Source organism: Bradyrhizobium sp. LA2.1 (assembly GCF_040547725.1).
GTDB classification, from domain to species: Bacteria; Pseudomonadota; Alphaproteobacteria; order Rhizobiales; family Xanthobacteraceae; genus Bradyrhizobium; species Bradyrhizobium barranii.
The window spans coordinates 107,309-133,105 of sequence record NZ_JBEPQI010000017.1 but is presented as its reverse complement, the minus strand read 5'-3'; the positions used below and the strand labels follow the sequence as shown (position 1 = coordinate 133,105).

Sequence of the window (25,797 nt, the reverse complement as noted above, 5' to 3'; positions counted from 1 at the left end):
CATGCCTGTTCAACGTGCAACTTTCACACGTCCGCTCATCGCCGTCGCGATGGTGGCCGCTTCCACCCTCTATGCCGTCGCGCAGAGGGCGCCGGTGCCGACGCGCGTGCGCGGCACGATCGAGAGCGTCAATGGCGACACCATGCAGGTCAAGTCGCGCAGCGGCGAGGACGTCAAGCTCCGCATCGCCCCTGACGTGAACGTGTCGGGCGTTACCAAAATTTCACTCGCCGACATCAAGGTCGGCTCCTTCGTCGGCGCCACCACGGTGCCGGGTCCGGACGGCGGCCAGAACGCGGTCGAGGTCCACGTGTTTCCGGAGAGCATGCGCGGCACCGGCGAGGGCTCGCGGCCCTATGACCTCAAGCCGAACTCCACCATGACCAACGCCACGGTGTCGGAGAGCGTGGTCGGCAATGACGGTCATACGCTGTTGGTGAAGTACAAGGACGGCGAGAAGAAGGTGTTCGTCGCCGACAACACGCCGGTCGTGACCTTCGTGCCCGGCGACAAATCCGAGCTGAAGGCCGGCGCAAAAGTCGTCGCCTTCATGAAGCAGCTGCCGGACGGCTCGTTCGAAACCAACCGTGTCAGTGTCGGCCTCGACGGCCTGACACCACCGATGTGATGGAGAATCGCAACATGTCGAAATCAAGCTGGATGCCGCGCCTGTTCGTAGCGGCGTTCGTCGTCACATCCATGTTCTCCGCCTCGGCGCAGCAGTCGCCGACCGTCCGCATCCGCGGCACCATCGAGAGCGTCGACGGCAACACGCTCGGCATCAAGACGCGCGAAGGCAGCGACGTCAAGGTGCGCATGACCGACAACGTCGCGGTCTTCGCCGTGGTGAAGACCTCACTGTCGGAGATCAAGGAAGGCTCGTATATCGGCGTCACCGGCATGCCCCAGCCCGACGGCACGCAGAAGGCGATCGCGGTGCACATCTTCCCCGAGAACCAGCGCGGCGCGGCCGAAGGTTTTCGTCCCTGGGATGCGCGCGCCAACTCGACCATGACTAACGCGACCGTGGCGCAGACTGTGGAAGGCACCGACGGCCAGAACATCACCGTCAAGTACAAGGACGGCGAGAAGAAAGTGGTGGTGCCGCCGGATACGCCGATCGTCACCTTCGTCGCCAGCGACAAATCCGAGATCAAGCCCGGCGCCAAGCTGATCATCTTCGGCGCGGCGAAGAAGGAGGACGGCTCGCTCGAGGCCAACCGGGTGAACGTCGGTCGCGACGGGATTACGCCGCCGATGTGAGGGACTAGCGCTGAACTCGTAGGGTGGGCAAAGGCGCACTTGCGCCGTGCCCACCACTTTCCCGCGTTTCGCGAAATTGGTGGGCACGCTTCGCTTTGCCCACCCTACGGCGCCGCCGCTTCGCTCACACCGCAATGATGTGATCGTCGATCTCGTCGATCCTGTTGACGCCGCACAGGCCCATGGTCGTGAGCAGCTCCTTCTGGATGATGTCGATCGCCTTGGCGACGCCGGCCTGGCCGCCGGCACCGAGGCCATGGGCGTAGGCGCGGCCGATCATGCAGGACTTTGCGCCGAGCGCGAGCGCGCGCATCACGTCCTGGCCGGAGCGGACACCGCCGTCGAACATGATCTCCATCTGCGAGCCGACCGCGTCGACGATCTCCGGCAGCGCCTCGATCGAGGACGGTGCGCCGTCGAGCTGACGGCCGCCATGGTTGGAGACGACCAGCGCCTGCGCGCCCGTCTTCGCGGCGAGCTCGGCGTCCTCGACGTCGAGGATGCCCTTCAGGATCAGCTTGCCCGGCCAGATGCTGCGGATCCACTCGATGTCGTTCCAGTTCAGCGAGGTGTCGAACTGCGAGTTGATCCAGGTCGACAGCGACGTGATGTCGTCGCTGACCTTCAGATGACCGGCGAGATTGCCGAAGGTGCGGCGCTTGCCCTGCAGCACGCCCGACACCCAGGCCGGCTTGGTGGCGAAATCGATCAGCTTCGACAGCGACCATTCCGGCGGCACCGTCATGCCGTTCTTGATGTCCTGGTGGCGCTGGCCGATCACCTGGAGATCGACGGTCAGCACGAGCGCGCTGCATTTCGCCGCCATCGCGCGCTGGATCAATTCCTTGATGAAGCCGCGGTCCTTCATCACGTAGAGCTGGAACCAGAACGGCTTCTCGACATTCGCGGCGATGTCCTCGATCGAGCAGATCGACATCGTCGACTGCGTGAACGGGATGCCGGCGGCCTGCGCGGCGCGGCAGGCATGAATCTCGCCGTCGCCATACTGCATGCCCAGGAGGCCGACGGGCGCCAATATCAACGGCATGGTCGAGGACTCGCCGAGGATCATGGTCGAGGTGTCGCGCCTGGAGACGTCGACCAGGACGCGCTGGCGGAACTTGATCGCCTGCATGTCCTCGCGGTTGGCGCGCAGCGTTTCCTCGGCATAGGAGCCGCGGTCGCAATAGTCGAAGAACGCCTTCGGCACGCGGCGCTGATGCAGCGTGCGAAGATCGTCGATACAGGTGATGTGCTTCATGAACGTTTCCCCGGCCCGTCTTGCATCAGAAGTCTTGCTTCAGAAGTCTTGCATCGGAAGATCGAGGGGTCATCTAGCATGGTTGGATGCACAGCCAAATCGTTTGGGAGGAGGGCGCCATGAGCAAACCGCGCGGCCAGCCGACACCGGAAGAGATCAAGGAGAAGCAGGATCTCGACGACGCGCTGGAGGAGGGTCTGGAAGAGACCTTCCCGGGGTCCGATCCCGTCAACGTCACCCAGCCGGCGCCGAGCCGCCAGGACGGCCATGTGAAGCGCTCCGACTAGGGGCGGGTTCCGCTCCGTTCCGCCCTGTCGGCCGGAAATATAGTGCTAACAATAAGTTACCGGGGCGCCTTGGGCCCGGTCCCGTAATGATTAATCACATTTTTTGAAGCCAAGTTAGCCGCGAAGGCATTATAACGTCTCAGCAAATCAGGGATGCGGGTCCCTTTCGGGCATCCCGTAGTTGTAGAGGGGTCCCTGATTGTTGCGTGGGGGACGATATGAGCCGCAAATATTTCGGGACGGACGGGATCCGGGGCCGCGCCAACGGACTGATCACGCCGGAGCTCGCGCTCAAGGTCGGCCAGGCCGCAGGCCTTGCGTTTCAGCGCGGTGACCATCGCCACCGGGTCGTGATCGGCAAGGACACGCGTCTGTCCGGCTACATGATCGAATATGCGATGGTCGCGGGCTTCACCTCGGTCGGCATGGACGTGCTGCTGGTCGGCCCGATGCCGACGCCGGCGGTGGCGATGCTGACCAAGTCGATGCGCGCCGATCTCGGAGTGATGATCTCGGCCTCGCACAATCTGTTCGAGGACAACGGCATCAAGCTGTTCGGCCCGCAGGGTTTCAAGCTGTCCGACGACGTCGAGAAGCAGATCGAGCAGCTGCTCGACGAATCCCTCGACAAGCGGCTCGCTCAGAGCGCGAGCCTCGGCCGCGCCCGCCGTATCGACGGCGTGCATGACCGCTACATCGAATTCGCCAAGCGTACGCTGCCGCGCGATCTCTCGCTCGACGGCCTGCGCGTCGTGGTCGATTGCGCCAACGGCGCCGCCTACAAGGTGGTGCCGGAAGCGCTGTGGGAATTGGGCGCCGACGTCGTGCCGATCGGCGTCGAGCCCGACGGTTTCAACATCAACAAGGAATGCGGCTCGACCTCGCCGGAAACGCTGTCGAAGAAGGTGCGCGAGATGCGCGCCGACATCGGCATCGCGCTCGACGGCGACGCCGATCGCGTCATCCTGGTCGACGAGCGCGGCCACACCGTCGACGGCGACCAGCTGCTCGCGGTGATCGCGCAGAGCTGGAAGGAAGACGGCCGGCTGTCGCGGCCGGGCATCGTCGCCACCGTGATGTCCAATCTCGGCCTCGAACGCTTCCTCAAGGGGCAGGGGCTCGATCTCGTGCGCACGCCGGTCGGCGACCGCTACGTGCTCGAGCAGATGCTGAAAGGCGGCTACAATCTCGGCGGCGAGCAGTCCGGCCACATCATCCTGTCCGACTATGCCACCACCGGCGACGGCTTCGTTGCGGCGCTGCAGGTGCTGGCCGTGGTGCAGAAGCTGCGCCGGCCCGTGTCGGAGGTCTGCCACCGTTTCGACCCGCTGCCGCAGATCCTGAAGAACGTCCGCTACAAGAGCGGCAAGCCGCTCGAGGATTCCGACGTCAAATCGGCGATCTCCGACGGCGAGAAGCGGCTCAACGGCCACGGCCGCCTTCTGATCCGCTCGTCCGGCACCGAGCCCGTGATCCGCGTCATGGGCGAGGGCGAGGACCGCCTGCTGGTCGAGGACGTCGTCGACACCATCGTCTCCGCGCTCGGACAGGCCGCGGCCTGAGGCGCATCGCTACGCGAAGCGCGATCGTAGCCCGGATGGAGCGCAGCGAAATCCGGGGATCGAGCCGGCGGACATAGACGTCCCGGATTACGCTTCGCTCCATCCGGGCTACGAAATCCCCGGACCCTCATGGTGAGGAGCCCGCCAACGGCGGGCGTCTCGAACCATGCAGGCCGTGTCGCCTCGCGGTGAAACCGGCACGTGCATTCCAGCCATCGACGATTGGCGGTGGATCGGCCGCAGCCGGCATCGTAGTTAGGCGGTGCGGCAATCTGCCGTGCCCGCCGGGATGCTCCATTGAACAAGCCTGTCGTCGTCTCCGAGGAAACGCTGACCGAACCGGTCGTCGTCAGCGACGTGGCGCCCGCCGCCCGGGCTGCCGCAGGGCCGGCCTATGTCGTGCTCGCCGGCATCAGCTTCTCGCACTTCCTCAACGATACCATGCAGTCGCTGATCGCCTCGGTGTATCCGATCCTGAAGGACACCTACGCGCTCGACTTCGCGCAGATCGGCATGATCACGCTGGCCTTCCAGTTCACGGCCTCGCTGCTCCAGCCGGTGGTCGGCCATTACACTGACAAGAAAGCGCAGCCCTATTCGCTCGCGATCGGCATGGCCTCGACCTTCTTCGGCCTGCTGCTGCTCAGCGCCGCACACCAATATCTCGTCATCCTCGTCGCCGCAGCGCTGGTCGGCCTCGGCTCCGCGGTGTTTCACCCGGAGTCGGCGCGCATCGCGCGGCTCGCCTCTGGCGGCCGCTATGGTTTCGCGCAATCGGTGTTCCAGCTCGGCGGCAGCTTCGGCACGTCGATGGGGCCGTTGCTGGCGGCGCTGATCGTGGTGCCGCTCGGGCAGGGCAGCATCGCATGGTTCTCCTCGATCGCGTTCCTCGCGATCCTCATCCTCTGGCGCATCGGCCGCTGGTATGAGCCGCAGATCAAGGCGAAGAAGACGGCGACGGTGCAGGCCCATCCCGACGCGCCGAGCTCGCGCCGCGTCGCGGTCGCGCTTGCGGTGCTGGTGGCGCTCCTGTTCTCGAAGCAGCTCTACGTCTCGAGCCTGTCGAGCTACTACATCTTCTATCTGATCGATCGCTTCGGCGTGTCGACGCAGGCGGCGCAGATCTATCTCTTCATCTTCCTTGCCGCGAATGCGGTCGGTGCGTTCTTCGGCGGTCCGCTGGGCGATCGCTTCGGCCGCAAGATCGTCATCTGGATCTCGATCCTCGGTGCGCTGCCGTTCACGCTGGCGCTGCCCTATGCCGGGCTCTATGCGAGCGCGGTGCTCAGCGTCATCATCGGCCTGATCATCTCCTCGACGACGTCGTCGATCATCGTGTTCGCGCAGGAGCTGGTGCCGCACCGCTTCGGCATGATCTCCGGCGTGTTCTTCGGTGTTGCCTTCGGCATCGGGGGCCTGGGTGCCGCCGTGCTCGGCAAGCTCGCCGATCACACCTCGATCGAGTTCGTCTACCAGGTCTGTGCCTGGCTGCCGGCGATCGGCCTGCTTGCGGTGTTCCTGCCCAAGCTGCCGCGGCACCTGCGTTAAAAAATCCTGTCTCGCTGCATTGCGGCTTCATCAATCGTTAGCAATTGGCGCGTCGGGGCGCCGCATTTTTGCAACGCTTCCGCGGCATGCGCGCGAGTGGTGAGAAAAAATCAACCTTAAAAATTAGGGTTAAGTGGCGCTTAAACATTTGGTGCCATCGTCCTCCCGTGAGTTTCCAGAACGTGGGGCGTCAGCATTTTGCCTCACCGGCCATAAGGACGAAGCCAAATGCGTAGCGTTAAGTCTCTCCTTGCCGCAGGTGCGGCGACCCTCATCTCTTCGATGGCGTTCGCCGCCGATATGCCGATCGCCGCTCCGCCTCCCATGTACGCGCCGCCGGCTCCGCCCGCCGACTTCGGCGGCTGGTATCTCCGCGGTGACATCGGCATGACCAACCAGAGCGCCAAGCGGATCGACAGCGCGACCGCGCAGGCGTTCCCGACCCAGGCCGTGGGCCTCGGCTTCGATAGCTCGCCGCTGTTCGACCTCGGCGTTGGTTATCGCTTCAACAACTGGTTCCGCACCGACGTGATCGGCCAGTATCGCGGCAAGGCCAATCTGCACGGTTCGGACAATGTCACGCTCAGCGCGACCGACTTCGAAGCCAACAACTACTCCGGCAGCAAATCCGAGTGGGTCGTCATGGCCAACGCCTATGTCGATCTCGGCACCTGGTGGTGCATCACCCCGTTCATCGGCGCCGGTGTCGGCGGTTCCTACAACAAGCTCAGCGGCTTCCGTGACGACGGCACCCGGATCAATCCCGGCGGGCTCTCCAACAGCGTGACCTACTTCGCCGACAACGGTAAGTGGAATTTCGCCTGGGCCGCCCATGCCGGTCTCGCCTACAAGGTCAGCCCCGGCCTCACCGTCGAACTCGCCTACAGCTACATGGATCTCGGCGACGCCAATCCCGGCAACTTCCGCGCCTACGACAACAGCATCTCGGGCCCGTCGACGATCAAGGTCAAGGACATCACCTCGCATGACGTGAAGCTCGGCGTGCGCTGGGACCTGAGCAGCCCGCCGGCCTACATGCCGCCGCCGCTCATCACCAAGGGCTGATCGTCAGCCTCATCGCTTAACGTCTCTTAACGGCGCGGGATCATCCCGCGCCGTTTTGCTTTGCATATTTTTCATGGCGAGCGGCGACGAAAACGTCAGACGCAACCATTGGTTAAGGTTAACGAGCCATGATCACGAGCGAAAGTTCGAGTTCGATGGAGCGTTGCAATGCGTGGGCTGATGTTGGCGGCGGCGATGTTGGGGACGGTGTCTGCTGCGCAAGCGGCCGACATGCCGGATCTGCCCATCCTGCGCGGCTCGTTCACCGACGGTCTGACCAACTCGCGGCCGAATTGGGAGGGCAGCTACGTCGGCGCCCAGGCCGGTTACGGGGCCTCCGACGAGAACTTCAACGGTTCGACCAACAACATGATGGCGGCGCTGCTGGCCGACACGTTGATCGAGTCGGAAATGGGTGTCTCGCAGTGGAATCTGGGCCTCGGTAAGGCCTCCCGCCGCACCACCGGATACGGCTTCTTCGCCGGCTACAATGCCCAGTGGGACGATGTCGTCCTCAGCCTGGAAGCAAGCTACCTCCACGGCTCCTTCGGCGGATCGGCCACGGCCAGCGAAGCCCGCAGCAACCAATTGTCCGACGGTAACGTGCACTCGGTCACGGCGAGCTCGACGTCTTCGATCGCGATCAAGGATATGGCAACATTCCGCGGCAGGGCCGGTTATGCGTGGGGATGCTTCCTGCCCTACATGTTCGCCGGACTCGCGCTCGGAAATGCCGACATCACGCGGTCTGTGAGTGCGCAGGATTTCGTGACCCCGGCCGGCGTTCTGCAGGGGCCGATCTCCTCGACCGACGTGCAGCACAACCATCTGATCTACGGCTACAGCGCCGGTCTCGGCGTGGACATCAATCTCGTGGGCGGTCTCTTCATGCGCGCCGAGTGGGAATATATCCGCTTCGCCGCCCAAGTGGACACCAACATCAACACCGTTCGCGCGGGCCTCGGCTACAAGTTCTGATCTTGTGCGCCGGGGCAATTGACAGGCCCGGTCAGTCCTGATGCTCTGTCGCTCCAAAACGGGGCGACGGCGATGAAGATCTACGGCGACACCAATTCCGGCAACTGTCTCAAGGTGAAGTGGGTCTGCGACAAGCTCGCGCTGCCTTACCAATGGATCGAGATCGACACCCGCAAGGGCGAGACGCGCACGCCGCAATTCCTGAAGATGAACGGCGCCGGCCAGGTGCCCACTGTCGCCTTCGACGACGGCCGCACGCTGGCGCAGTCCAATGCCATCATCCGCTACCTCGCCCGCGACAGCGCGCTCGTTCCGCGCGATGCCTTCACTGCGGCCAAGATGGACGAATGGCTGTTCTGGGAGCAGTACAGCCACGAGCCCTATATCGCGGTATGCCGCTTCCAGCTGGTCTATCTCGGCAAGGACGCATCCGAGCTCGATCCTGACAAGGTCAAGCGCGGCTATGCGGCGCTCGACCGCATGGAGCAGCATCTTGCGGCAAGCCGCTTCTTCGCCGGCGAGGAGGTTTCGCTCGCCGACGTCTCGCTGCTCGCCTATACCCGCCTCGCGCATGAAGGTGGCTTCGATCTCGGCCGCCATGCCGCCATCCGTCGCTGGATCGGCGAGGCCGAAGCTTGGCTCGGCCTTCCACCGGCGCGCTGAGAGGCGCGCTGATTCTTGGAGTTTCCCGACATGAACGAGAAGTCCGTCTCCATCCGTCCCGCGCGCCGCGAGGACGTTGCGGCGATCGTCGCCATGCTTGCCGATGATCATCTCGGGCGTGCCCGCGAGCGCGTGGAGGATCCCTTGCCTGAGTCCTATTATCAGGCGTTCGAGCGGGTCGCGCGCGATCAAAATCTCACGCTCGTGGTGGCAGAGAGCGAGGGCAGGGTGGTCGGCTGCCTGCAACTCGCGATCTTGCCGGGCATCAGCACGCAAGGCGGCATCCGCGGTCTGCTCGAAGATGTCCGCGTTGCTTCCGATTGTCGCAGCCGCGGCATCGGCGAGCAGTTGGTGCAATGGGCGGTCGCGGAAGCGAAAGCGCGCGGCTGCAATCTGGTCGAACTGCTGACGCATCAGACGCGAACAGACGCGCAGCGCTTCTACAAGCGGCTCGGCTTCGCTGCGAGTCACGTCGGCATGACTGTCCGCTTTTGACGCAGCTCGCCGCGAGCCTTGCGCGATCAGCAAATTCGGATCGCGCATTCGTTCATATTAAGAGCCGGTAAACTACCCAGCCGTCGTTCACGTTGAGCCGGGAACGATCGGTGCTACGGCAGCGTCGGACACCGGGCTCGGTCGGTTCGGGGATTTCGATGACAAGCTATTCCATGATCAAGGTCGGCAACGATTACGTCGTGCAGGCCAATGACAAATGCATTTTGAAAGTCGGCAGCCGACGTCGTGCCGCGCAATTGATCAGCGATGCCACGGACTTGCTGAACGCGCTTGCCGTGGTCGAATCCCCCAAGATTGCGCCGGAAGCGCCTTCACTCCAGCGTGAGACGCCGGAACTTCCTTGACGACTCTTCCCGTTTCCCGTATTAGCCGCGGCGGGACACCTCCCCCCAACGGGAGGCTTACTATCTGGAAGGGTAGATTATGACTGTAGCGAAGCCCGCTTCGCGGCCGAACGTGCCGCATTTCTCCTCCGGCCCCTGCGCCAAGCGCCCCGGCTGGAACGCCCAAAATCTCAAGGACGCAGCGCTCGGCCGCTCGCATCGCGCGAAGGTCGGCAAGACCAAGCTCAAGCTCGCGATCGATCTGACGCGCGAAGTGCTTGAAGTGCCCGCCGATTATCGCATCGGCATCGTGCCGGCGTCCGACACCGGCGCGGTCGAGATGGCGCTGTGGTCGCTGCTCGGTGCGCGGCCCGTCACCACGCTCGCCTGGGAATCCTTTGGCGAAGGCTGGGTCAGCGACATCGTCAAGGAATTGAAGCTCAAGGACGTCACCAAGCTCAACGCTGCCTATGGTGAGATCCCCGATCTCTCGAAGGTCGATCCCAACAGCGACGTCGTCTTCACCTGGAACGGCACCACCTCAGGCGTGCGCGTGCCGAACGCCGACTGGATCAGCGCGACCCGCGAAGGCCTGACCATTTGCGACGCGACGTCGGCCGCGTTCGCGCAACCGCTCGACTGGGCCAAGCTCGACGTCGTCACCTTCTCCTGGCAGAAGGCGCTCGGCGGTGAAGCCGCGCACGGCATGCTGATCCTTTCGCCCCGCGCAGTGGAGCGGCTCGAGACCTACAAGCCGGCCTGGCCGCTGCCGAAGATCTTCCGCATGACCAAGGGCGGCAAGATCAACGAAGGCATCTTCGTCGGCGAGACCATCAACACGCCGTCGATGCTGTGCGTCGAGGACTATCTCGATGCGCTGAACTGGGCCAAGTCGATCGGCGGCCTGAAGGCGCTGATCGCGCGCGCCGACGCCAACACCAAGGTGCTGGCCGACTGGAAGGCGAAGACGCCCTGGATCGACTTCCTGGCCAAGGACGCCGCGATCCGCTCCAACACCTCGGTGTGCCTAAAGTTCACCGATCCCGCGATCACCTCGCTTTCCGAGGACGCGCAGGCCGACTTCTCCAAGAAGCTGGTCGCGCTGGTCGAGAAGGAAGGCGCGGGCTACGACTTCGCCTACTACCGCGATGCGCCGGCCGGCCTGCGCATCTGGTGCGGCGCCACCGTCGAAGCCAGGGACGTCGAGCTCTTGACCCAGTGGATCGACTGGGCCTTCGCCGAGACCAAGGCGCAGCTCGCCAAGGCGGCGTAACGCGTTCCAACTCATTCTCGTCATGGCCGGGCTTGGCCCGGTCATCCATCGATCAAGAGAGATGGACCCGCGGGTCAGGCCCGCGGGCGACGTTCCGTAAATGCAGCTCGCACCACGGATTATCCCCATGACCAAGCCCAAAGTTCTCATTTCCGACGCGCTCTCTCCCGCTGCCGTGCAGATCTTCAGGGATCGCGGCGTCGAGGTCGACTTCCAGCCCAACCTCGGCAAGGACAAGGACAAGCTTGCCGAGATCATCGGCAATTACGACGGTCTCGCGATCCGCTCCGCGACCAAGGCGACCGCAAAAATCCTGGAGAAGGCGACCAACCTCAAGGTGATCGGCCGCGCCGGCATCGGCGTCGACAATGTCGAGATTCCCGCCGCCACGGCCAAGGGCATCATCGTAATGAACACGCCGTTCGGCAATTCGATCACGACCGCCGAGCACGCCATCACGCTGATGCTGGCGCTCGCCCGCGAGATCCCGCAGGCCGACGCTTCGACCCAGGCCGGCAAGTGGGAGAAGAACCGCTTCATGGGCGTCGAGATCACCGGCAAGGTGCTCGGCGTCGTCGGTTGCGGCAACATCGGCTCGATCGTCGCCGACCGCGCGCTCGGCCTGCGCATGAAGGTCGTCGCCTTCGATCCGTTCCTGTCGCCGGAGCGCGCCAAGGACATCGGCGTCGAGAAGGTCGAGCTCGACGACCTCTTGAAGCGCGCCGACTTCATCACGCTGCACACCCCGCTCACCGAGAAGACCAAGAACATCATCGACGCATCCGCGATCGCCAAGATGAAGAAGGGCGTGCGCCTGATCAACTGCGCCCGCGGCGGCCTGGTCGACGAGCAGGCGGTGGTCGATGCGCTCAATTCCAAGCACATCGCAGGTGCCGCCTTCGACGTCTTCGTCGAGGAGCCGGCGAACGCGAACGTACTGTTCGGCCATCCCAACGTGATCTGCACGCCGCATCTCGGCGCCTCCACCACGGAAGCGCAGGAGAACGTCGCGCTCCAGGTCGCCGAGCAGATGTCGGATTACCTGCTCACCGGCGCGATCTCGAACGCCGTCAACTTCCCGTCGATCACGGCGGAAGAGGCGCCGAAGCTGAAGCCGTTCATCTCGCTCGCCGAGAAGCTCGGCTCGTTCGCCGGCCAGCTCACCGAATCCGGCATCCTCAAGGTGCAGATCACCTATGAGGGCCACGTCGCCGAGATGAAGATCAAGGCGATCACCTCGGCCGTGCTGTCGGGCCTGCTGCGGCCGATGCTGGGCGAGGTCAACGTGGTGTCGGCCCCCGTCGTCGCCAAGGAGCGCGGCATGGTGGTGGACGAGATCGTGCGCGCCGCCCAGAGCGACTATGAGAGCCTGATTACCGTCACTGTGGCGACGGAGCGCCAGGAGCGCTCGGTCTCCGGCACCGTGTATCATGACGGCAAGCCGCGCCTCGTCGACGTCAAGGGCATCCGCGTCGACGCCGAGTTCGGCAAGTCGATGATCTACGTGACCAACGAGGACAAGCCGGGCTTCATCGGCAAGTTCGCGAGCCTGCTGGGTGACGCCAAGATCAACATCGCGACCTTCCATCTCGGCCGCGTCGCGCCGGGCTCCGATGCCATCGCGCTGATCGAGGTCGATGGCGTCGTGCCGCCCGATCTGCTCGCCAAGGTGCAGGCCCTGCCGCAGGTCAAGCAGGTCAAGGCACTGACGTTCTGAGACGCTCGCGCGCCACGGAATGACGGCCATCATATATTCCGACCTGCGGAACAACGACGCCGCCCTCCCGAGAGGGCGGCGTTTTTGTTGATGCTGCGGCCCGCTTTATTTCTCCCAAGCCAGTCGAACTTTGTGTACCAATGGCGCCCAAGAACGCCTCGTACCAATGCCTCCGTACCAATGTTCGAAAGGGAGAAGACAATGCGTGAAGCCGTCATCGTTTCCTATGCACGCACGGGCCTCGCCAAGTCCGGCCGCGGCGGGTTCAACATCACGCCGCCGATGTCGCTCGCGGCCCACGCCATCCAGCACGCGGTCGACCGCGCCGGCGTCGAGAAGGACTATGTCGAGGATTGCTATCTCGGCAATTGCGCCCATGGCGCGCCGAACATCGGCCGTCAGGCCGCGCTGCTCGCGGGCCTGCCGACGACCACGGCCGGCGTCTCCGTGAACCGCTTCTGCTCGTCGGGCCTGCAGACCATCGCGATGGCCGCCAACTCGATCCGCTCCGACGGCGCCGACTGCATCGTTGCCGGCGGCGTCGAGAGCATCTCGATCCCGGGCGGCGGCTCGCCGAAGGAATCGATCGATCCGGAGCTGCTCAAGGTCGCGCCCGATATCTTCATGGCGATGATCGACACCGCCGACATCGTCGCCGAGCGCTACAAGCTCAGCCGCGAATACCAGGACGAGTTCTCGCTGGAATCGCAGCGCCGCATGGCCGCGGCCCAGCAGGCGAACAAGTTCAAGGACGAGATCGTCCCGATGAAGACCAGGATGAAGGTCGTCGACAAGGCGACCAAGGCGGAATCGATCGTCGACTACGTCGTCGATCGCGACGAGTGCAATCGCCCCGAGACCACGCTGGAAGGCCTAGCCAAGCTCGAGCCGGTGAAGGGCCCCGGTAAGTTCGTCACCGCCGGCAATGCCAGCCAGCTCTCGGACGGCGCCGCCGCGGTGGTGCTGATGGAAGCCAAGGATGCCGAGAAGCGCGGCCTCAAGCCGCTCGGCCGCTTCGTCGCCTGGGCAACGGCCGGCTGCGAGCCCGACGAGATGGGCATCGGCCCGGTGTTCGCGATCCCGAAGCTGCTGAAGCGCACCGGCCTGAAGATCGACGACATCGATCTGTGGGAGCTCAACGAGGCCTTCGCCAGCCAGTGCCTCTACTCGCGCGACAAGCTCGGCATCGATCCCGCCAAGTACAACGTCAATGGCGGCTCGATCGCGATCGGTCATCCCTTCGGCATGACCGGCGCGCGTCTCACCGGCCACATCCTCCAGGAAGGTGCGCGCCGCAAGGCCAAGTGGGGCGTCGTGACCATGTGCATCGGCGGCGGCCAGGGCGGCGCCGGCCTGTTCGAGATCTACAGCTGAGATAAGCCACATGAATGTGAAAGGCACGGCGCCGCAAGCGCCGTGCCTTTTTCGTTGCAGATCGATCGTCACGAAACTATACAGCTCGTGTCGGAAAAGGCAGATTTGGTCTGGTAAGCCCAAATCCTTTCGGTAACGAAAGCTCTGCTCTTTGGCCTTGTGCACGAGATCCCCGCGACGAACATCGGACGCCACCAGGGCGCCCAATCGTTCGTCCGTGTGATTCTCAAGCCCAGGGAACGCTCCGGTCGAACATCGACCTCAGGAGCGTCCCATGCACGATCAATCTTCGAATCCATACGACGTCGTCATTGCCGGTGCCGGTCCCGTCGGCCTGTTTCTCGCGTGCGAGTTGCGGCTCGCTGGTCTCCAGGTTCTGGTGCTGGAGCAATCGCAAGATTCGCATTCGGCCCTGAAGCAACTCCCGTTTGGCCTGCGCGGTCTTTCGATCCCCACACTCGAGGCCTTTCACCGGCGCGGCCTGCTGGAACAGATCGTGGCCGCGCAGCAGCTTGCCTCAGGCGCGATCAAGAGCGCAGCCCACTGGATGCAGCAGACGCGACGGCCCGCGGGTCATTTCGCCGGCATCCAGTTCTATCAGGACAACATCGATGTCACGAAGTGGTCCTGGCGTCTGCCAACGTCGGCCGATGCCAACCTCGCCGTCGATATGGAAACGCTTGAATCCGTTCTGGCTGCGCGCGCATGCAGCATGGGCGTCGAGATCCGGCGCGGTTTTGGCGTGAATGCCGTTGTCGCCTCGAGCGAAGACGTGACAGTGCAGGCGGCCGGCGAGACCTTCCGGGCACGCTGGCTTGTCGGATGCGACGGCGCCCGCAGCACGGTACGCAAGACTGGCGGCTTTGACTTCGTCGGCACCGACCCCGAGTTCACGGGCTATTCCATCGATGTCGAGCTGGCCGATCCGGACAAGCTTCGTCACGGCCGCAACTACACGCTCGCCGGCATGTATACCTATGCGCAGCCCGGGACGATCGCGATGGTCGATTTCGACGGCGGAGCTTTCCACCGGACCGAGCCGATCACGCGCGAGCATGTGCAGAGCGTCCTGCGTCGCGTCTCCTGCACCGACGTCACCGTCACGGCGCTTCGGCTCGCCGCCACCTGGACGGATCGGGCCCATCAGGCAACCACGTATCGCAGAGGGCGGGTGCTCCTCGCGGGCGACGCTGCTCACATCCACTCGCCGCTGGGCGGCCAGGGCCTCAATCTCGGTCTCGGCGATGCGATGAACCTGGGCTGGAAACTGGCGGCGACGATCCGCAGGCAAGCACCGGCCGATCTCCTCGACAGCTATTCGCGCGAGCGGCATCCTGTGGGCGCGCAAATCCTCGACTGGTCGCGCGCGCAGGTCGCGATCATGCGGCCGACACCGAGCACCCGCGCGCTCCAAGCCATCATTCGCGATCTCATCGAGACACGGGACGGTGCGACCTATTTCGCCGAGCGCGTGCGCGGCGTTTCGCTCCGCTACGATCTCGGTGGCAGCCATCCGCTGATGGGACGGAGCGCGCCGGATTTCGAGTTGCGCGACGGGACGACGGTTGGAGAACGCCTCAGGACAGCAAGAGGGATATTGCTGGACTTCGACGCTCGCGCACCGTTTCAAGCGATTGCAAGCCGCTGGGGTGGCCGGATCGATTATGTCGCGGATGAGCCTAAGGATCGGCTGGGCCTGAGCGCCGTGCTGGTGCGCCCCGATGGCATTGTCGCCTGGGCCAGTGACGGTGCACCCGACCATGAGGAGGCCGCTCAGGCCGCGTCGCGATGGTTCGACGATTCCACAGCGGCGCGCGAATGTCCCTGAGCGCCGTCGCTTAAGCTTTCGCCAGGGCCGGTGCGAACACAACCTCGATCAGCGTGCCGGAATTGCCCGCGCTCTTGATGTTGAACTGGGCGCGGTTGGCTTCGACCAGGGCCTTGGTCAATGACAGGCTCAGCGCCGAACTGTCCGCGGCATCGCCGGGCGGTGGCGTGCGGAACGGCTCCATCGCGGCGGCGACCTCGCGCTCGCTCAGGCCATGGCCGGTGTCGCGGATGCGCAGGGCAATCTCGCCGCGGTCGGTGAGCGCGGTCGAGACGATGACCTGTCCGCCGGCGCTGGCGAGCCGGATCGAGTTCGAGATCAGGTTCATGGTGATCTGCCGCATCGCGCGCGCGTCCGCGCTCACCTGCGGCAGCGCATGCCCGAGCGAGGTGCGGATGATGATGCGCTCGCGGTTGGCCTGCGGCTGCATCACCGTGACGCAGGCTTCGACGAGATCGTTGAGATTGAGGTTGGCGAAATTGAGATCGAGCTTGCCGGTCTCGATCCGCGACAGCTCCAGCAGATCGTCGATGATGGTGATGACGCGCTCACCGGAGGCGCGGATGTCCTTCATGTATTCGCCGTAGCGCTCGTTGCCGAGCGTGCCGAAGCGCTCGGAGATCATCACCTCGGCGAAGCCGATGATGGCGTTGAGCGGCGTGCGGATCTCGTGGCTGATCCGCGCCAGCATGTCGGCCTTGGCGTTCGCAGCGCCGTCGGCGAGACGGCGGGCGTTCTTGAGCTCGCTCTCGCCCTTCTTGCTCTGCGAGAGGTCGCGGAACACGGCGAAGAAGTTCGGGCCGTCGGGCCTGGTGCGGCCCATGATCATGGCGAGCGGAATGACGCCGCCCTTCTTCTCGCGCCCCAGCACCTCGCGGCCGTGGTCGAGCAGGCTCGCGATGTCCTGGCTCTTGAGGCTTTCGAGATAGTCGACCACGATTTGCTGGCTCTCCGGCGCGAACAGCGTCACCAGGTTCCGCTGCATCAGCGTTTCGCCGTCGTAGCCGAACAGCGCTTCCGCGCTGCGGTTGCAGGCGTGGATGTTGCCTTCGGCATCGAACATGACGATGCCCTCGGCGGTGGTGTCGAGGATCGCGGCGAGATCCTGGGCGTCGGCATCGCCGGCCTCGGGTTCGAGTTCGGGCGCGTAGGGGAAGGATTCCGCGACGACGGGTTCGACGACGACAGGCGGCGCGATGACTGGCGCAGCAACGACGGGCGCCGCTTGCGGCAGCGCGCAGATCAGCGCATGCGCGCTCGCGCCGTCCCAGTCGATCGTGTGCAGATGCGCTTCGGTGGTCGGAAGCGGCTCTTCGCCGTTCGCCACCGTCGCGCTGATCGTCACCGGCGTGCCGGCTTGCGACGTGCTGCTCGCCGACGACACGCCCGGCTCGACATAGAGCGCATCGAGCCCGCCGGCATCCTCGAGCGCGCCCAGGCTGGAATAGCCCATGCGCACGAGGAAGGCGGGGTTGGCGTAGAGCAGCCGGTCGAGCCGGTAGATCAAAATGCCCGTCGGCAGCAAATCGAGCAGTGCGCGGTCGCGCACGCTGTGGCCCTGCGCGGGCGGCGCCGGTTCGGTCAGCCATTCGGCCGGCGCGTGCGGCGCCTCGGGCTCCGGCATCGGCGGTTCGGGCGTGGTGTCCGCCGTCGGCGGCTCGGCGGCGACGGCGGCGATCGTCTCGCGTTCGCGTTCGAGTCGCTCGGACAATTGCCGGGCAAGCTCGTTGAACGCGCTGTTCTCGACCGGAGTCAGCGTCGGCGATCGCGCATCGCCGGGCGGGCGGAACGGCACGACATTGGGAGGCGTTTCCACTGGTGTTTCCGGATCGGTTGGGTGTGAATTCGCGTCGGCTACGGGTTCGGGCAGTTCGGGTTCAGGTGTCGGCTCAGGCTCAGGCTCAGGCTCGGGCGCGCGCGGCTCGCTCGGCGGCGGCGGTGCCTCCGCCACGGGCTCCGGCTCGGGATCGGGCTCGACAACATCGGCGGAGAGGCCGTGCTGTGCGGGCGGCGCGGCGAGCAGCTCAAAGCGCCTGAGCGCATCGAGCCGGTTCAGCCCGTCGAGATCGCGGCAGACGCCAAAGCCCTTGAAGCCCGCGAAATTGCGCTCGCGGTCGTAGACCGGCAGGCCCGCGAGCTCGACCGGCAGATGCTCGCCGCCATCGGCCGGCCAGTTCACGGTGATCCCGGCCCAGGTGTCGTGGCTTGCAAGCGCCTGCGCCACGCGGTCATCAGGATCGAGCGCAAACTCGTCAGCAATCTCGCACCAGGGGCGGCCGAAGCCGGCGGCGGTGTGCGCACCGATCAGGTGGATGAACTCGTCTGAGCCGAGCACAAAGCGCCCCCCCGCATCCACCTGCCACAGGAAGCGCAGCGGATGCTGACGCGGTGCGGACGGCTCCGCTGGCGGCGGTTCGACCATGTGTGAGGTGATCGGCGCGGCCTGCGGCGACACAATGGCCTCTCGCGGGTTTTCAACCGGAGTTTTGGGCGCGGCGTCGACTGCTTCGCTGACAGTTTCCTGGACAGGCGCTTCGGCCGCCTCCGAGATCGTGACGACCTCCGGCATCGCGTCGCTCGCGGCGACTACGTCCGCGATCGTCGCTGATGGCGGGGCGGTCTCGGTCGGAGCCGGCGTATCGACCGGCTCGGCGAAGGCGTCGAACAGCGCGATTTCGGATGCAGCCTCGTTCGACTGCGCAGGCTGCGCTTGGTCCGGCGCCGCGGCCGGAGGGACCGGCGGCGGAGCCTCAGGTGCGGGCTGAGCGTCTTGTTCGCGCGCGACGTTCTCTTCGGCAGCGGGCGCCGCCTGCCGGGCGGCCGGCTCGATCAGCGCGACAAGACCGACATCGGCGCCGACGCCGACCCGTTGCAGCACCATCTGGCCGATTCCGATCGGCGTCTCGGCGCGGCCTTTCATCAGCGCATCGCTGCGGGCCTGGTCGAGCCCGGCATCGCCGAGATCGCGGAAGCCGAGCAGGGAGCGGGCGGCTTCGCTGGCGCCGACGAACAGGCCGTCGGGCGCGAACGCCGCCATCGGCACCTTGGCGCCCTCGACGAGACGATGCAGGCGTTCGACCAGCGGCATGGAGCGCAGCGTCGGATCCATCGCGGTGACGAGCACGCCGGAGCTCCCATCGGCGAAGTCGAGGCGGGCGCAGGCGCAGGTCATCAGCATGCCCAAGCGGGCGCCGAAGCCGTGCAGCCGTTCGAGCCTGATCGCGCCGTTCGGCGCCAGCCGGCGCGCGAGCCGGGCGACCTGGCGGCGATGGCTGTCGGCCGGGCCGAAGGTCCTGTCCGCAAGCGCTGTGGCATTAGCCGTGCCGAACAGCTTTGCACCGACCGGATTGGCCCAGAGCACGCGCGTGCCGTCGATCGACCAGAGCCAGGCGGGCAGCGGGGAGGTCGCGTGCACGGCCAGCCGGGGATCGCCCACGCCTCGCAACTGGAAATCCGAACTCGTCATCCGACCGGCTTCAAGTCTCGCTTGGTAGCATCAGGGTGCAAGGCTGCCGGAATGACAGCCTTAAGAAAGGGTTAGTATCGCGCGCAGGCGCAGGCAGGTCCACGGCTCCGGTCTACACGGCCAAGCCTAAAGCCGCGATAACCTTAATGTAGCCGCCCCCGCAAGCCGCAGCCCAACGGCATCCGCAGGATTCGCGGGCCAGCCGCGTGGCGATGGATACAGCCAAGCCGAAGCAGGGAGATCTGGCCGAAAGGGAAGGCTGGCGCGGCATCACAGGTGCCCATCCTCCCCTGAAGGGGGAGGATCGGTTCGCATGGAGCGAAGCGCAATGCGAACCGAGGTGGGGTGACAGTGGTTCTGCAGACGCGGTGCCCGAGGGGAGAGATCACCCCACCCCGCTCGCGCTACGCGCGATCGACCCCCGAGCGAGCTCCGCTCGTCTCGACCCCTCCAGGGGAGGGCAAAGGCGCCGCCGTCACCAAATTTCCGGCACCAGACTACCTCAACCCAGGGTTCCCTCAGGCGGAACCATCATCCTGACCGCGATTAAATTTCGCGGCGCAGCCCGGATCACGTTTGCGTTGCACAATGTTGACATCTTAGGCAGCAATAGTGATGCGCGCTGGGCGAGCCATCGCGTTCCAGTGTTCGTTCCCGCTGAATTTGAGGCCTAGGTCGGGGCCGGCGGGGGCGCCAGAAGGCTCACTCCATTTTTTCTTTATCGTGAGGGACATCATGACAGGTGCGACTGATCCGTTTTCTGCCTCGATCATTCCGTTCGAGGTTCCCGAGCAGATGCGTGCGTTCGCCGAAAAGGGCGTGTCGCAGGCCCGCGAGAGCTACGCCAAGTTCAAGGACGCGGCCGAGACCCACAACGGCACCGTCGAGGCCGTGTTCACCTCCGCCAACAAGGGCGCGAGCGAGTACACCGCCAAGCTGGTGGAGTTCATGAAGGCCAACACCAGCGCCCAGCTGGACTTCGCCCAGCAGCTGTTCGGCCTCAAGTCGCCGGCGGAAGCGCTGGAGCTGTGGACCGGCCACACCCGCACCCAGCTCGAGACCTTCCAGTCCCAGGCCAAGGAGCTGGCCGAGCTGACCCAGCGCGTCGCGGCCGAGACCGTCGAGCCGATCAAGGCCTCTGCCTCGAAGTTCTACAAGCCCGCCGCCTGATCAGGCCGGCTGGTTTAAATTAAGAAACCCGGGCCTAGAGCCCGGGTTTTGCTTTGGAAATAACCTCGTCGGAAGCGCGATTCTCGGGTTTTGCGGCCTTGCCAAAAACGCCCGTTGCACCTAGTTTCCGCCCCGTCCAGCCCCCCTTAGGTCGACGGCCCGTCCAGGCGCCCAAGGCGGCTCGCAAGGATGCAGTTGTAGCTCAGTTGGTTAGAGCGCCTGTCTGTGGAACAGGAGGTCGGTGGTTCGAGCCCACCCAACTGTACCAAGATTGCGGATAACACCGCGTTCCCAGCATCTTACTGATAGACCAGCAGGATTTGCGCCGCCTAAAATACAAAAGGCTGCACAAATGGCGTTGCGAATGGTCGCGTTGAATCGAGCCGCAGATGGTCGGTGGTTCGCCCGTAAGGGCGTCCCCGAGGACGTACGCGAGGACTACCAACGGCTCTATGGGCACAAGCGCGAGGCGCACCTCAAGCTTCCGGCCGGTACGCCTAAGCACGAAGCCAAGGCCCGCCTCGGAGAGTGGGAGGCCGAGGTCGAAACCCGCATCGCGACCCTGCGAGCCCAAAGGAATGGCGAGGGTCAACCACTCACCAAGCTCAACGCAATCGCGCTTGCGGGCCGTTGGTACAACTGGTTCGTGAAGCAGCACGAGGCCGATCCAGGGAAGCCAAAGTACTGGCGGGACTTCAGCGATCACGTCGTGTGGAATGTGATCCGCCCAGAGGCGCCTGACGAGTACGAAGAGGATCCAGGGTCCGACCCTCACGCAGATTGGCAATATGACCCAGAGGTGCGGGAAGCCGTGAGGCCGCAGATTGCCGAATTGGCGCGGGTCGCAACCTTCCTCGCCAACGAGGGGAAGGCGTTGAACCTTACCGCGCATGCGCTGTTCGTGGACGCTGTCAGCGACAATCTGTTGCCCGCAATCCAGCTATTGGAGAAGCGCGCGAATGGCGACTACGCCCGTGACGAGAGGCCCGATACCTTCCCGCCGTTCGCAGGCGGGGCGCCGCGCTCGCCCAGTGTGAGTTGCTGGGAGCTTTTTGAGGCTTTCGTGCTTGCAACAAAGCCGGCGCCGAAGACGGTGACCCGTTGGCGGGCCGTTTTCCTTGAGATGCAGCGAGAGTGGTCCCTCCGACCTAGCTCCGGAAGGCCTAGCATGTAGAACGCCGGGCGCACGTTTTAAGGCCGCTAGACCCCTTCCGCCCTCGGCGAAATCATCACCGATACGAGTTTCGAAACGTGTATCCGGGTTGTGGTGGATCAGTTGCTGACCTTGATTGCTGATGATGATCGAAGTGTGCTCAATTGAAAACGCGCTTTGCCATTTCATCGAATGGGACAGCAGTGCTCGCTTGAAGAGCATCGCCGCCAGTCACATCTCATAGGGATCGGGGATCGTTGGCCCGGCACACTGGCAACGCACCCACCGGCCCTCATTGAAGGTCGCGTGCGTCCAATAAGAGCGAGTACGGGCTGCGTTCGAGCACCGCTCGACACAGTACCTCTACGCAAACGCAACGGCACGAGCCGTCGAGGGAGACCTTGGCGGCTTTTGCGTGTGGCAGGCCTCCTGTGATTGACAGTTGAGCGAACCCGTGTCGACCCTTCGGCGCTGTCTGTGGGAACAGGAGGTCGGTGGTTCGAGCCCACCCAACTGTACCACCGTTGCGGATAAGTCCGCTTTCCCAGCAACTTACTGATAGGCCTGATGTATTTGCGCCGCCTAAAATACAAAAGGCGCTACAAATGGCATTGCGGATGGTTGAGTTAGTTCGAGCGAAGGGTGGCGGCTTTATCGCTCGAAAAGGTATCCCGGCCGATGTGCGCGACGACTATGGGCGCTTGTATGGGGTGCGCTGGGAAGCTCAGCTTCGGATACCGAGCGGGACGCCAATCCCCTTTGCGAAGTCACAGCACGGCGAGTGGTTAGCTGAGATTGAGACCCGTATCGCTGCATTACGGGCGCATAGGAATGGCGAAGGCCAGCCTCTCACCCGGCTTAACGCTATAGCGCTCGCTGGGCGCTGGTACGTTTGGTTCGTGAAGCAGCACGAGGCCAATCCTGGTCCCGCGAAATACTGGCGGGAGTTCGGTGACCATCTCGTGTGGAAGGTCATCTACCCCGAGGCGCCCGATAGCTACCACGAAGGCCCTTATATGGACAGCTTTGCAACCTGGTTGTAACTTTCCAAAGGTTGACGTTCGGAGGAACGGTGGACGGTGGCAGACACGCCCCTAAACGACGCTCCGAAGTTGAACGATAGCAAATCCGCATCGTTCTCCACTCGTCTGCGTCTTCGCCTTGGGAAACTCGGCGCGATCATTGCGTCCGTTGCTGCGGTTGGTGCTGTGGTCGGCGGGCTCGCGGGCTACTGGCACGCGTGGGACATTTTGCACAGCCACGTCGGCAGAGATACGACCACGACCACGACTGCCGCGTCCACCGGTCTGATCGTCTCGAAGGGGCCTTCAGTAGCTGTATTGCCTGTTTCGAGCCCCATTGCCGCGCCGGGGCTTGGTTCGTTTGCCGACAGGGTAACCCAACAACTTGCATCCTCCCTCGGGAGGTTCAGCACTTTGCGAGTGATACCGCGCGCAACCGCTGCAAACTTTCTAAAGGAAGGTGATGATGCCACCAAAGCGGCCCGGAAGGCGCAAGTCGACTATCTGGTGAGCGGTGAGGTTCACCCATTGGGCGGCGGTGCTCGCGCGAATATCCACGTTTCGGACCTGCGCACTGGTACAGAGATTTGGTCGAAGTCCTTCGATGCGAATGCCGAAGGCGTGCAAACGGAAACGTCCGCGTACGAAATTGGCGACGCCGCCGCCGTGCAGATTGGTGGCTACCCCGGCGCAATTATGAACGCAGATTACTCGCAATCCCAGAACAAGCCGGTCTTCGAACTCAGTCCATATGAATGTATTGTTCATGCGGTAGTCGGGTCTGTACGTGGATTGTCATCCGCAATTCTGAAAGCGTTAGAGTGCTCCAAGCGACTTACCGAGCGACAGCCGAATAACGCATTCGCGTGGTCAGCACGCGCCACTGTTCTTTTTAACCAAAGAAGCATGGGGATCGGTCTACCTTCCGACCAAATTCAACACACCGATAAGCGTCTGTATTTGAACGAGGAAATCTTACGGGGCGCGACACGGGCCGTTGAGCTTGCACCCGACGATGCGTTCGCTCAAAGAACCTACGCTCTGGCGATGAGTACCAAATGTCAAATCCACCTGTACCGACAAGAATTGGAAAAGGCCCTCGCGCTCAATTCCAACGATGCGCGAACCCTCTCAGGAGGTATGTGGCTCGCCTTCATGGGGGACTGGGATGACGGGACCGCAATGGCCGAAAAGGCCATTCGCTTGGCGGGTCCCAATGCCTCGTTTGCTTGGTGGTTAGCGCCCGCAAAGCGACACTGGTGGAAAGGCGAATATCAACAGGCGCTTGAGGATTTCCGGCACGCCTACCTTGAGGGTTTTTGGCTCAGTCATCTCGATCAGGCGTACGCGCTGCCGTTTCTCGGTCGGTTCGATGAGGCCAAGGCGGAGGTCGGAAAGCTGCTGAAATTGCGCCCAGATTTCACCATTCGCGAGGCCGACAGTTATTATCGAATGTTCTGCTTTCAGCCCGAATACATCGAGAAGATGAACAGCGCGCTACGGCAGGCAGGGCTGCCAGAATAGAGAAGAAGCTCTGGGAGCCGGAGCACAGCAGGCAAGTGCCTTCCCTATTAGATGGTCGTGAAGCTTATGCGGTTGATCAGGGTTCAAAAACAAAGCGGTGTAAGCGTCGAACGGCGGCATTGAACGCTTCGATGCTGTTGCAGATTACTAAGGCTCGGGTTGCGAGGCTTTCCTGTTCCTGCAACTCCTTCTTCGTCTTCTTTTTCTTTCGAGGCTTTGATCTGCTTGCGTAGGCATCTAGCAGGGACAAGATGTCCTGTCGCAGCACGAGCTTTGTGTTGCCGCGACTTTCGTGGAGAAGTCCGTTTATCTGAGCAATGACCGCAAGCCCATCTGGGCGATCGCGAAGTACGTCGCGGCTATCATTGAGATCACGAATTATCTCGTCCACACGGCTTTGGGACTCTGTAAGCTTTCGCCTGAGCGCCGTTATATCTTTCTTCGTGGCATTCCCTTGGGCGATCTTTTCAAGTTCTGCCAACATTCCATCTGGCCAAAACATCAGGTCTGCCGCTGCGCTGGCCACCCGTCTCTTGGGGCGGTCCGTCCACCATTTTGTCAATTCAGGAACTAGGTCTCGAATTGCTTCCCATAGCGGCGCCTGCACGTCGGGCATGGTGACCTCCAAAGGTGAATTTGGATAGCTTGGTGCAGGCGAACTTATTTGGCAATCCCCGGTTGTGCGCGTAGTGCAAATTCTACGGATGTCTGAGAGTGCGTCCGCAGCTTGCCCGAAGGCTCTGCCAAAGCTAGTGCAGCACAATCACCACCACCAGCAACGTCACCGCCGCCAACAGCGTCCCCAGCGCCACCGCGCCCGACACCGGGTTCACCCGCCGCTGATACTAGGCCGCGAAGATGTACGCGTTCGCGCCGGTCGGCATCGCCGCGAACGCTCGATCGCGCCGGCTGCGGTCGGCGGTGGGTTTAACAGTTTGACCAGCACGAACGCGACCACCGGGCGTCGCAAGAGGCTTGAGCGCGCCCATCACTGAGATGCTTCTCGTCTTTGATCTCGCGCCGGAAGAAATGCGCAGAGTGATCGGCTGCGTCAACATTTCTGGCTTGGTTTGCTCATCCTCGGCGATGTAGCCTGATTGCGCATTGCGATCTGCGTCGATGGCCGTACTCATCCCAATGACCTCGGCCGCATCACGTCTGGCCTTCCCGAGGAAATTCGAGCGCAACAATCGTTGGGGATCTCATGTCGAACTCCGATCTCGCGTTGTCGATTGCGCTCGGTGTCGGTCTTGCGGCCGCGACGGGCTTCCGGGTGTTCCTGCCGATGCTGGTTGCCAGCGTGGCCGCTTACTCGGGTTCGCTTCCTTTGGGCGACGGATTCGCTTGGCTTGGAACACCTGCTGCAATGCTGATGCTCGGCGTGGCCGCGCTCCTGGAGGTTGGTGCGTATTTCATTCCCGGCGTGGATAATGTGCTCGATGTCATCGCCGCGCCTGTCGCGGTGATCGCCGGAGCCATCCTGTCAGCGGCGACCATGGCAGACCTTCCGCCGATGATGAAATGGACGGCCGCCATCGTCGCGGGTGGCGGCGCCGCCGGCATCGTGCATGGCGTCACCGCGGCGGTGCGGGCCAAATCGACGGTCCTGACGGCTGGCCTCGGCAACTCAACCGTTGCGACCGCCGAACTGGGCGGTGCACTCCTCGTATCGCTTCTTGCCCTGGCTGCGCCGGTTGCCGCCTTCGTGCTCGTCGTTCTGATGCTCTGGCTGGCGCTACGTCTGATCCGGCGCTTGCGGAGGTCAGCTCCTCGCACGGATGCACCGGGATGATCGCGTGACCGC

The 25,797-nt window shown here is 63.7% G+C and carries 23 protein-coding genes and 1 tRNA gene; 20 read left to right on the top strand and 4 right to left on the bottom strand.

Features of this window, described 5'->3' with window-relative positions; all coding sequences use genetic code 11:
• The first annotated feature begins 1 nt into the window (after position 1).
• Positions 2 to 628, top strand: a complete 627-nt coding sequence (locus ABIB95_RS29450) for a hypothetical protein (RefSeq protein ID WP_028151813.1) — start codon at positions 2 to 4, stop codon at positions 626 to 628.
• A 14-nt stretch (positions 629 to 642) separates the two neighbouring features.
• Positions 643 to 1,263 (top strand): single stranded DNA-binding domain-containing protein, encoded by a 621-nt coding sequence (locus ABIB95_RS29445; RefSeq protein WP_354244490.1) that lies wholly within the window; start codon positions 643 to 645, stop codon positions 1,261 to 1,263.
• 124 nt (positions 1,264 to 1,387) lie between these two features.
• Here the strand turns inward: ABIB95_RS29445 and ABIB95_RS29440 are convergent, their stop codons facing one another.
• Positions 1,388 to 2,524 carry an alpha-hydroxy acid oxidase gene (locus ABIB95_RS29440; protein ID WP_354244487.1) on the bottom strand — a complete coding sequence of 379 codons (1,137 nt, stop codon included), beginning with the start codon at positions 2,522 to 2,524 and terminating at the stop codon, positions 1,388 to 1,390.
• A gap of 119 nt (positions 2,525 to 2,643) precedes the next feature.
• Between ABIB95_RS29440 and ABIB95_RS29435 the strand changes: the two genes are divergently transcribed.
• From ABIB95_RS29435 to ABIB95_RS29380, 12 genes are all read left to right on the top strand, one after another.
• On the top strand, positions 2,644 to 2,811 hold the full coding sequence (locus ABIB95_RS29435; RefSeq protein WP_166103414.1) for a hypothetical protein: 168 nt from the start codon (positions 2,644 to 2,646) through the stop codon (positions 2,809 to 2,811).
• Positions 2,812 to 3,029: 218 nt separating this feature from the next.
• Positions 3,030 to 4,373, top strand: coding sequence for a phosphoglucosamine mutase (glmM, locus tag ABIB95_RS29430; protein WP_071909589.1), 1,344 nt, complete (start codon positions 3,030 to 3,032; stop codon positions 4,371 to 4,373).
• Between the two features lie 297 nt (positions 4,374 to 4,670).
• Entirely contained in the window at positions 4,671 to 5,921 is a 1,251-nt protein-coding gene (locus ABIB95_RS29425) for an MFS transporter (RefSeq protein WP_354244484.1), read from the top strand.
• A gap of 228 nt (positions 5,922 to 6,149) precedes the next feature.
• Positions 6,150 to 6,986 (top strand): outer membrane protein, encoded by an 837-nt coding sequence (locus tag ABIB95_RS29420; protein WP_354244481.1) that lies wholly within the window; start codon positions 6,150 to 6,152, stop codon positions 6,984 to 6,986.
• 168 nt (positions 6,987 to 7,154) lie between these two features.
• Positions 7,155 to 7,964 (top strand): outer membrane protein, encoded by an 810-nt coding sequence (locus ABIB95_RS29415; RefSeq protein ID WP_354244478.1) that lies wholly within the window; start codon positions 7,155 to 7,157, stop codon positions 7,962 to 7,964.
• A 72-nt stretch (positions 7,965 to 8,036) separates the two neighbouring features.
• A complete protein-coding gene (locus tag ABIB95_RS29410; RefSeq protein WP_028151832.1) occupies positions 8,037 to 8,627 on the top strand; it encodes a glutathione S-transferase family protein in 591 nt (196 codons plus the stop codon).
• A 30-nt stretch (positions 8,628 to 8,657) separates the two neighbouring features.
• Positions 8,658 to 9,122 carry a GNAT family N-acetyltransferase gene (locus tag ABIB95_RS29405; protein ID WP_063985523.1) on the top strand — a complete coding sequence of 155 codons (465 nt, stop codon included), beginning with the start codon at positions 8,658 to 8,660 and terminating at the stop codon, positions 9,120 to 9,122.
• Between the two features lie 173 nt (positions 9,123 to 9,295).
• Positions 9,296 to 9,487, top strand: a complete 192-nt coding sequence (locus ABIB95_RS29400) for a hypothetical protein (RefSeq protein ID WP_014492058.1) — start codon at positions 9,296 to 9,298, stop codon at positions 9,485 to 9,487.
• Positions 9,488 to 9,566: 79 nt separating this feature from the next.
• Positions 9,567 to 10,739, top strand: coding sequence for a phosphoserine transaminase (locus tag ABIB95_RS29395; protein WP_166103400.1), 1,173 nt, complete (start codon positions 9,567 to 9,569; stop codon positions 10,737 to 10,739).
• A 127-nt stretch (positions 10,740 to 10,866) separates the two neighbouring features.
• On the top strand, positions 10,867 to 12,456 hold the full coding sequence (gene serA, locus ABIB95_RS29390) for a phosphoglycerate dehydrogenase (RefSeq protein ID WP_085399315.1): 1,590 nt from the start codon (positions 10,867 to 10,869) through the stop codon (positions 12,454 to 12,456).
• Positions 12,457 to 12,657: 201 nt separating this feature from the next.
• Positions 12,658 to 13,830: a thiolase family protein gene (locus ABIB95_RS29385; protein ID WP_071909594.1), complete on the top strand. Its 1,173-nt coding sequence runs from the start codon at positions 12,658 to 12,660 to the stop codon at positions 13,828 to 13,830.
• Positions 13,831 to 14,104: 274 nt separating this feature from the next.
• Positions 14,105 to 15,658, top strand: a complete 1,554-nt coding sequence (locus ABIB95_RS29380; RefSeq protein WP_354244471.1) for an FAD-dependent monooxygenase — start codon at positions 14,105 to 14,107, stop codon at positions 15,656 to 15,658.
• Between the two features lie 10 nt (positions 15,659 to 15,668).
• Here the strand turns inward: ABIB95_RS29380 and ABIB95_RS29375 are convergent, their stop codons facing one another.
• Positions 15,669 to 19,124 carry a PAS domain-containing protein gene (locus tag ABIB95_RS29375; protein WP_354244467.1) on the bottom strand — a complete coding sequence of 1,152 codons (3,456 nt, stop codon included), beginning with the start codon at positions 19,122 to 19,124 and terminating at the stop codon, positions 15,669 to 15,671.
• 735 nt (positions 19,125 to 19,859) lie between these two features.
• Here ABIB95_RS29375 and ABIB95_RS29370 point away from each other — a divergent pair.
• The 5 genes from ABIB95_RS29370 to ABIB95_RS29350 all read left to right on the top strand — a co-directional run bounded on the left by ABIB95_RS29370 (position 19,860) and on the right by ABIB95_RS29350 (position 23,993).
• The gene (locus ABIB95_RS29370) at positions 19,860 to 20,294 is read left to right on the top strand and encodes a phasin (protein WP_063985516.1); all 435 of its coding nucleotides are present in this window, start codon (positions 19,860 to 19,862) and stop codon (positions 20,292 to 20,294) included.
• 191 nt (positions 20,295 to 20,485) lie between these two features.
• Positions 20,486 to 20,562, top strand: a tRNA-His gene (locus ABIB95_RS29365).
• A 96-nt stretch (positions 20,563 to 20,658) separates the two neighbouring features.
• Positions 20,659 to 21,468: a hypothetical protein gene (locus ABIB95_RS29360; protein ID WP_354244464.1), complete on the top strand. Its 810-nt coding sequence runs from the start codon at positions 20,659 to 20,661 to the stop codon at positions 21,466 to 21,468.
• A gap of 584 nt (positions 21,469 to 22,052) precedes the next feature.
• Positions 22,053 to 22,490 carry a hypothetical protein gene (locus ABIB95_RS29355; protein WP_135216032.1) on the top strand — a complete coding sequence of 146 codons (438 nt, stop codon included), beginning with the start codon at positions 22,053 to 22,055 and terminating at the stop codon, positions 22,488 to 22,490.
• A gap of 36 nt (positions 22,491 to 22,526) precedes the next feature.
• On the top strand, positions 22,527 to 23,993 hold the full coding sequence (locus ABIB95_RS29350) for a tetratricopeptide repeat protein (RefSeq protein WP_354244460.1): 1,467 nt from the start codon (positions 22,527 to 22,529) through the stop codon (positions 23,991 to 23,993).
• A 76-nt stretch (positions 23,994 to 24,069) separates the two neighbouring features.
• On the opposite strand, the gene ABIB95_RS29345 is transcribed toward ABIB95_RS29350, so the two are convergent.
• Positions 24,070 to 24,609 carry a hypothetical protein gene (locus tag ABIB95_RS29345; RefSeq protein WP_354244458.1) on the bottom strand — a complete coding sequence of 180 codons (540 nt, stop codon included), beginning with the start codon at positions 24,607 to 24,609 and terminating at the stop codon, positions 24,070 to 24,072.
• Between the two features lie 229 nt (positions 24,610 to 24,838).
• Complete coding sequence (locus ABIB95_RS29340; RefSeq protein WP_224516925.1) at positions 24,839 to 25,126, bottom strand: hypothetical protein; 288 nt, start codon at positions 25,124 to 25,126, stop codon at positions 24,839 to 24,841.
• A gap of 71 nt (positions 25,127 to 25,197) precedes the next feature.
• Between ABIB95_RS29340 and ABIB95_RS29335 the strand changes: the two genes are divergently transcribed.
• A complete protein-coding gene (locus tag ABIB95_RS29335) occupies positions 25,198 to 25,785 on the top strand; it encodes a DUF4126 domain-containing protein (RefSeq protein ID WP_166349334.1) in 588 nt (195 codons plus the stop codon).
• The last annotated feature ends 12 nt before the right edge of the window (positions 25,786 to 25,797 follow it).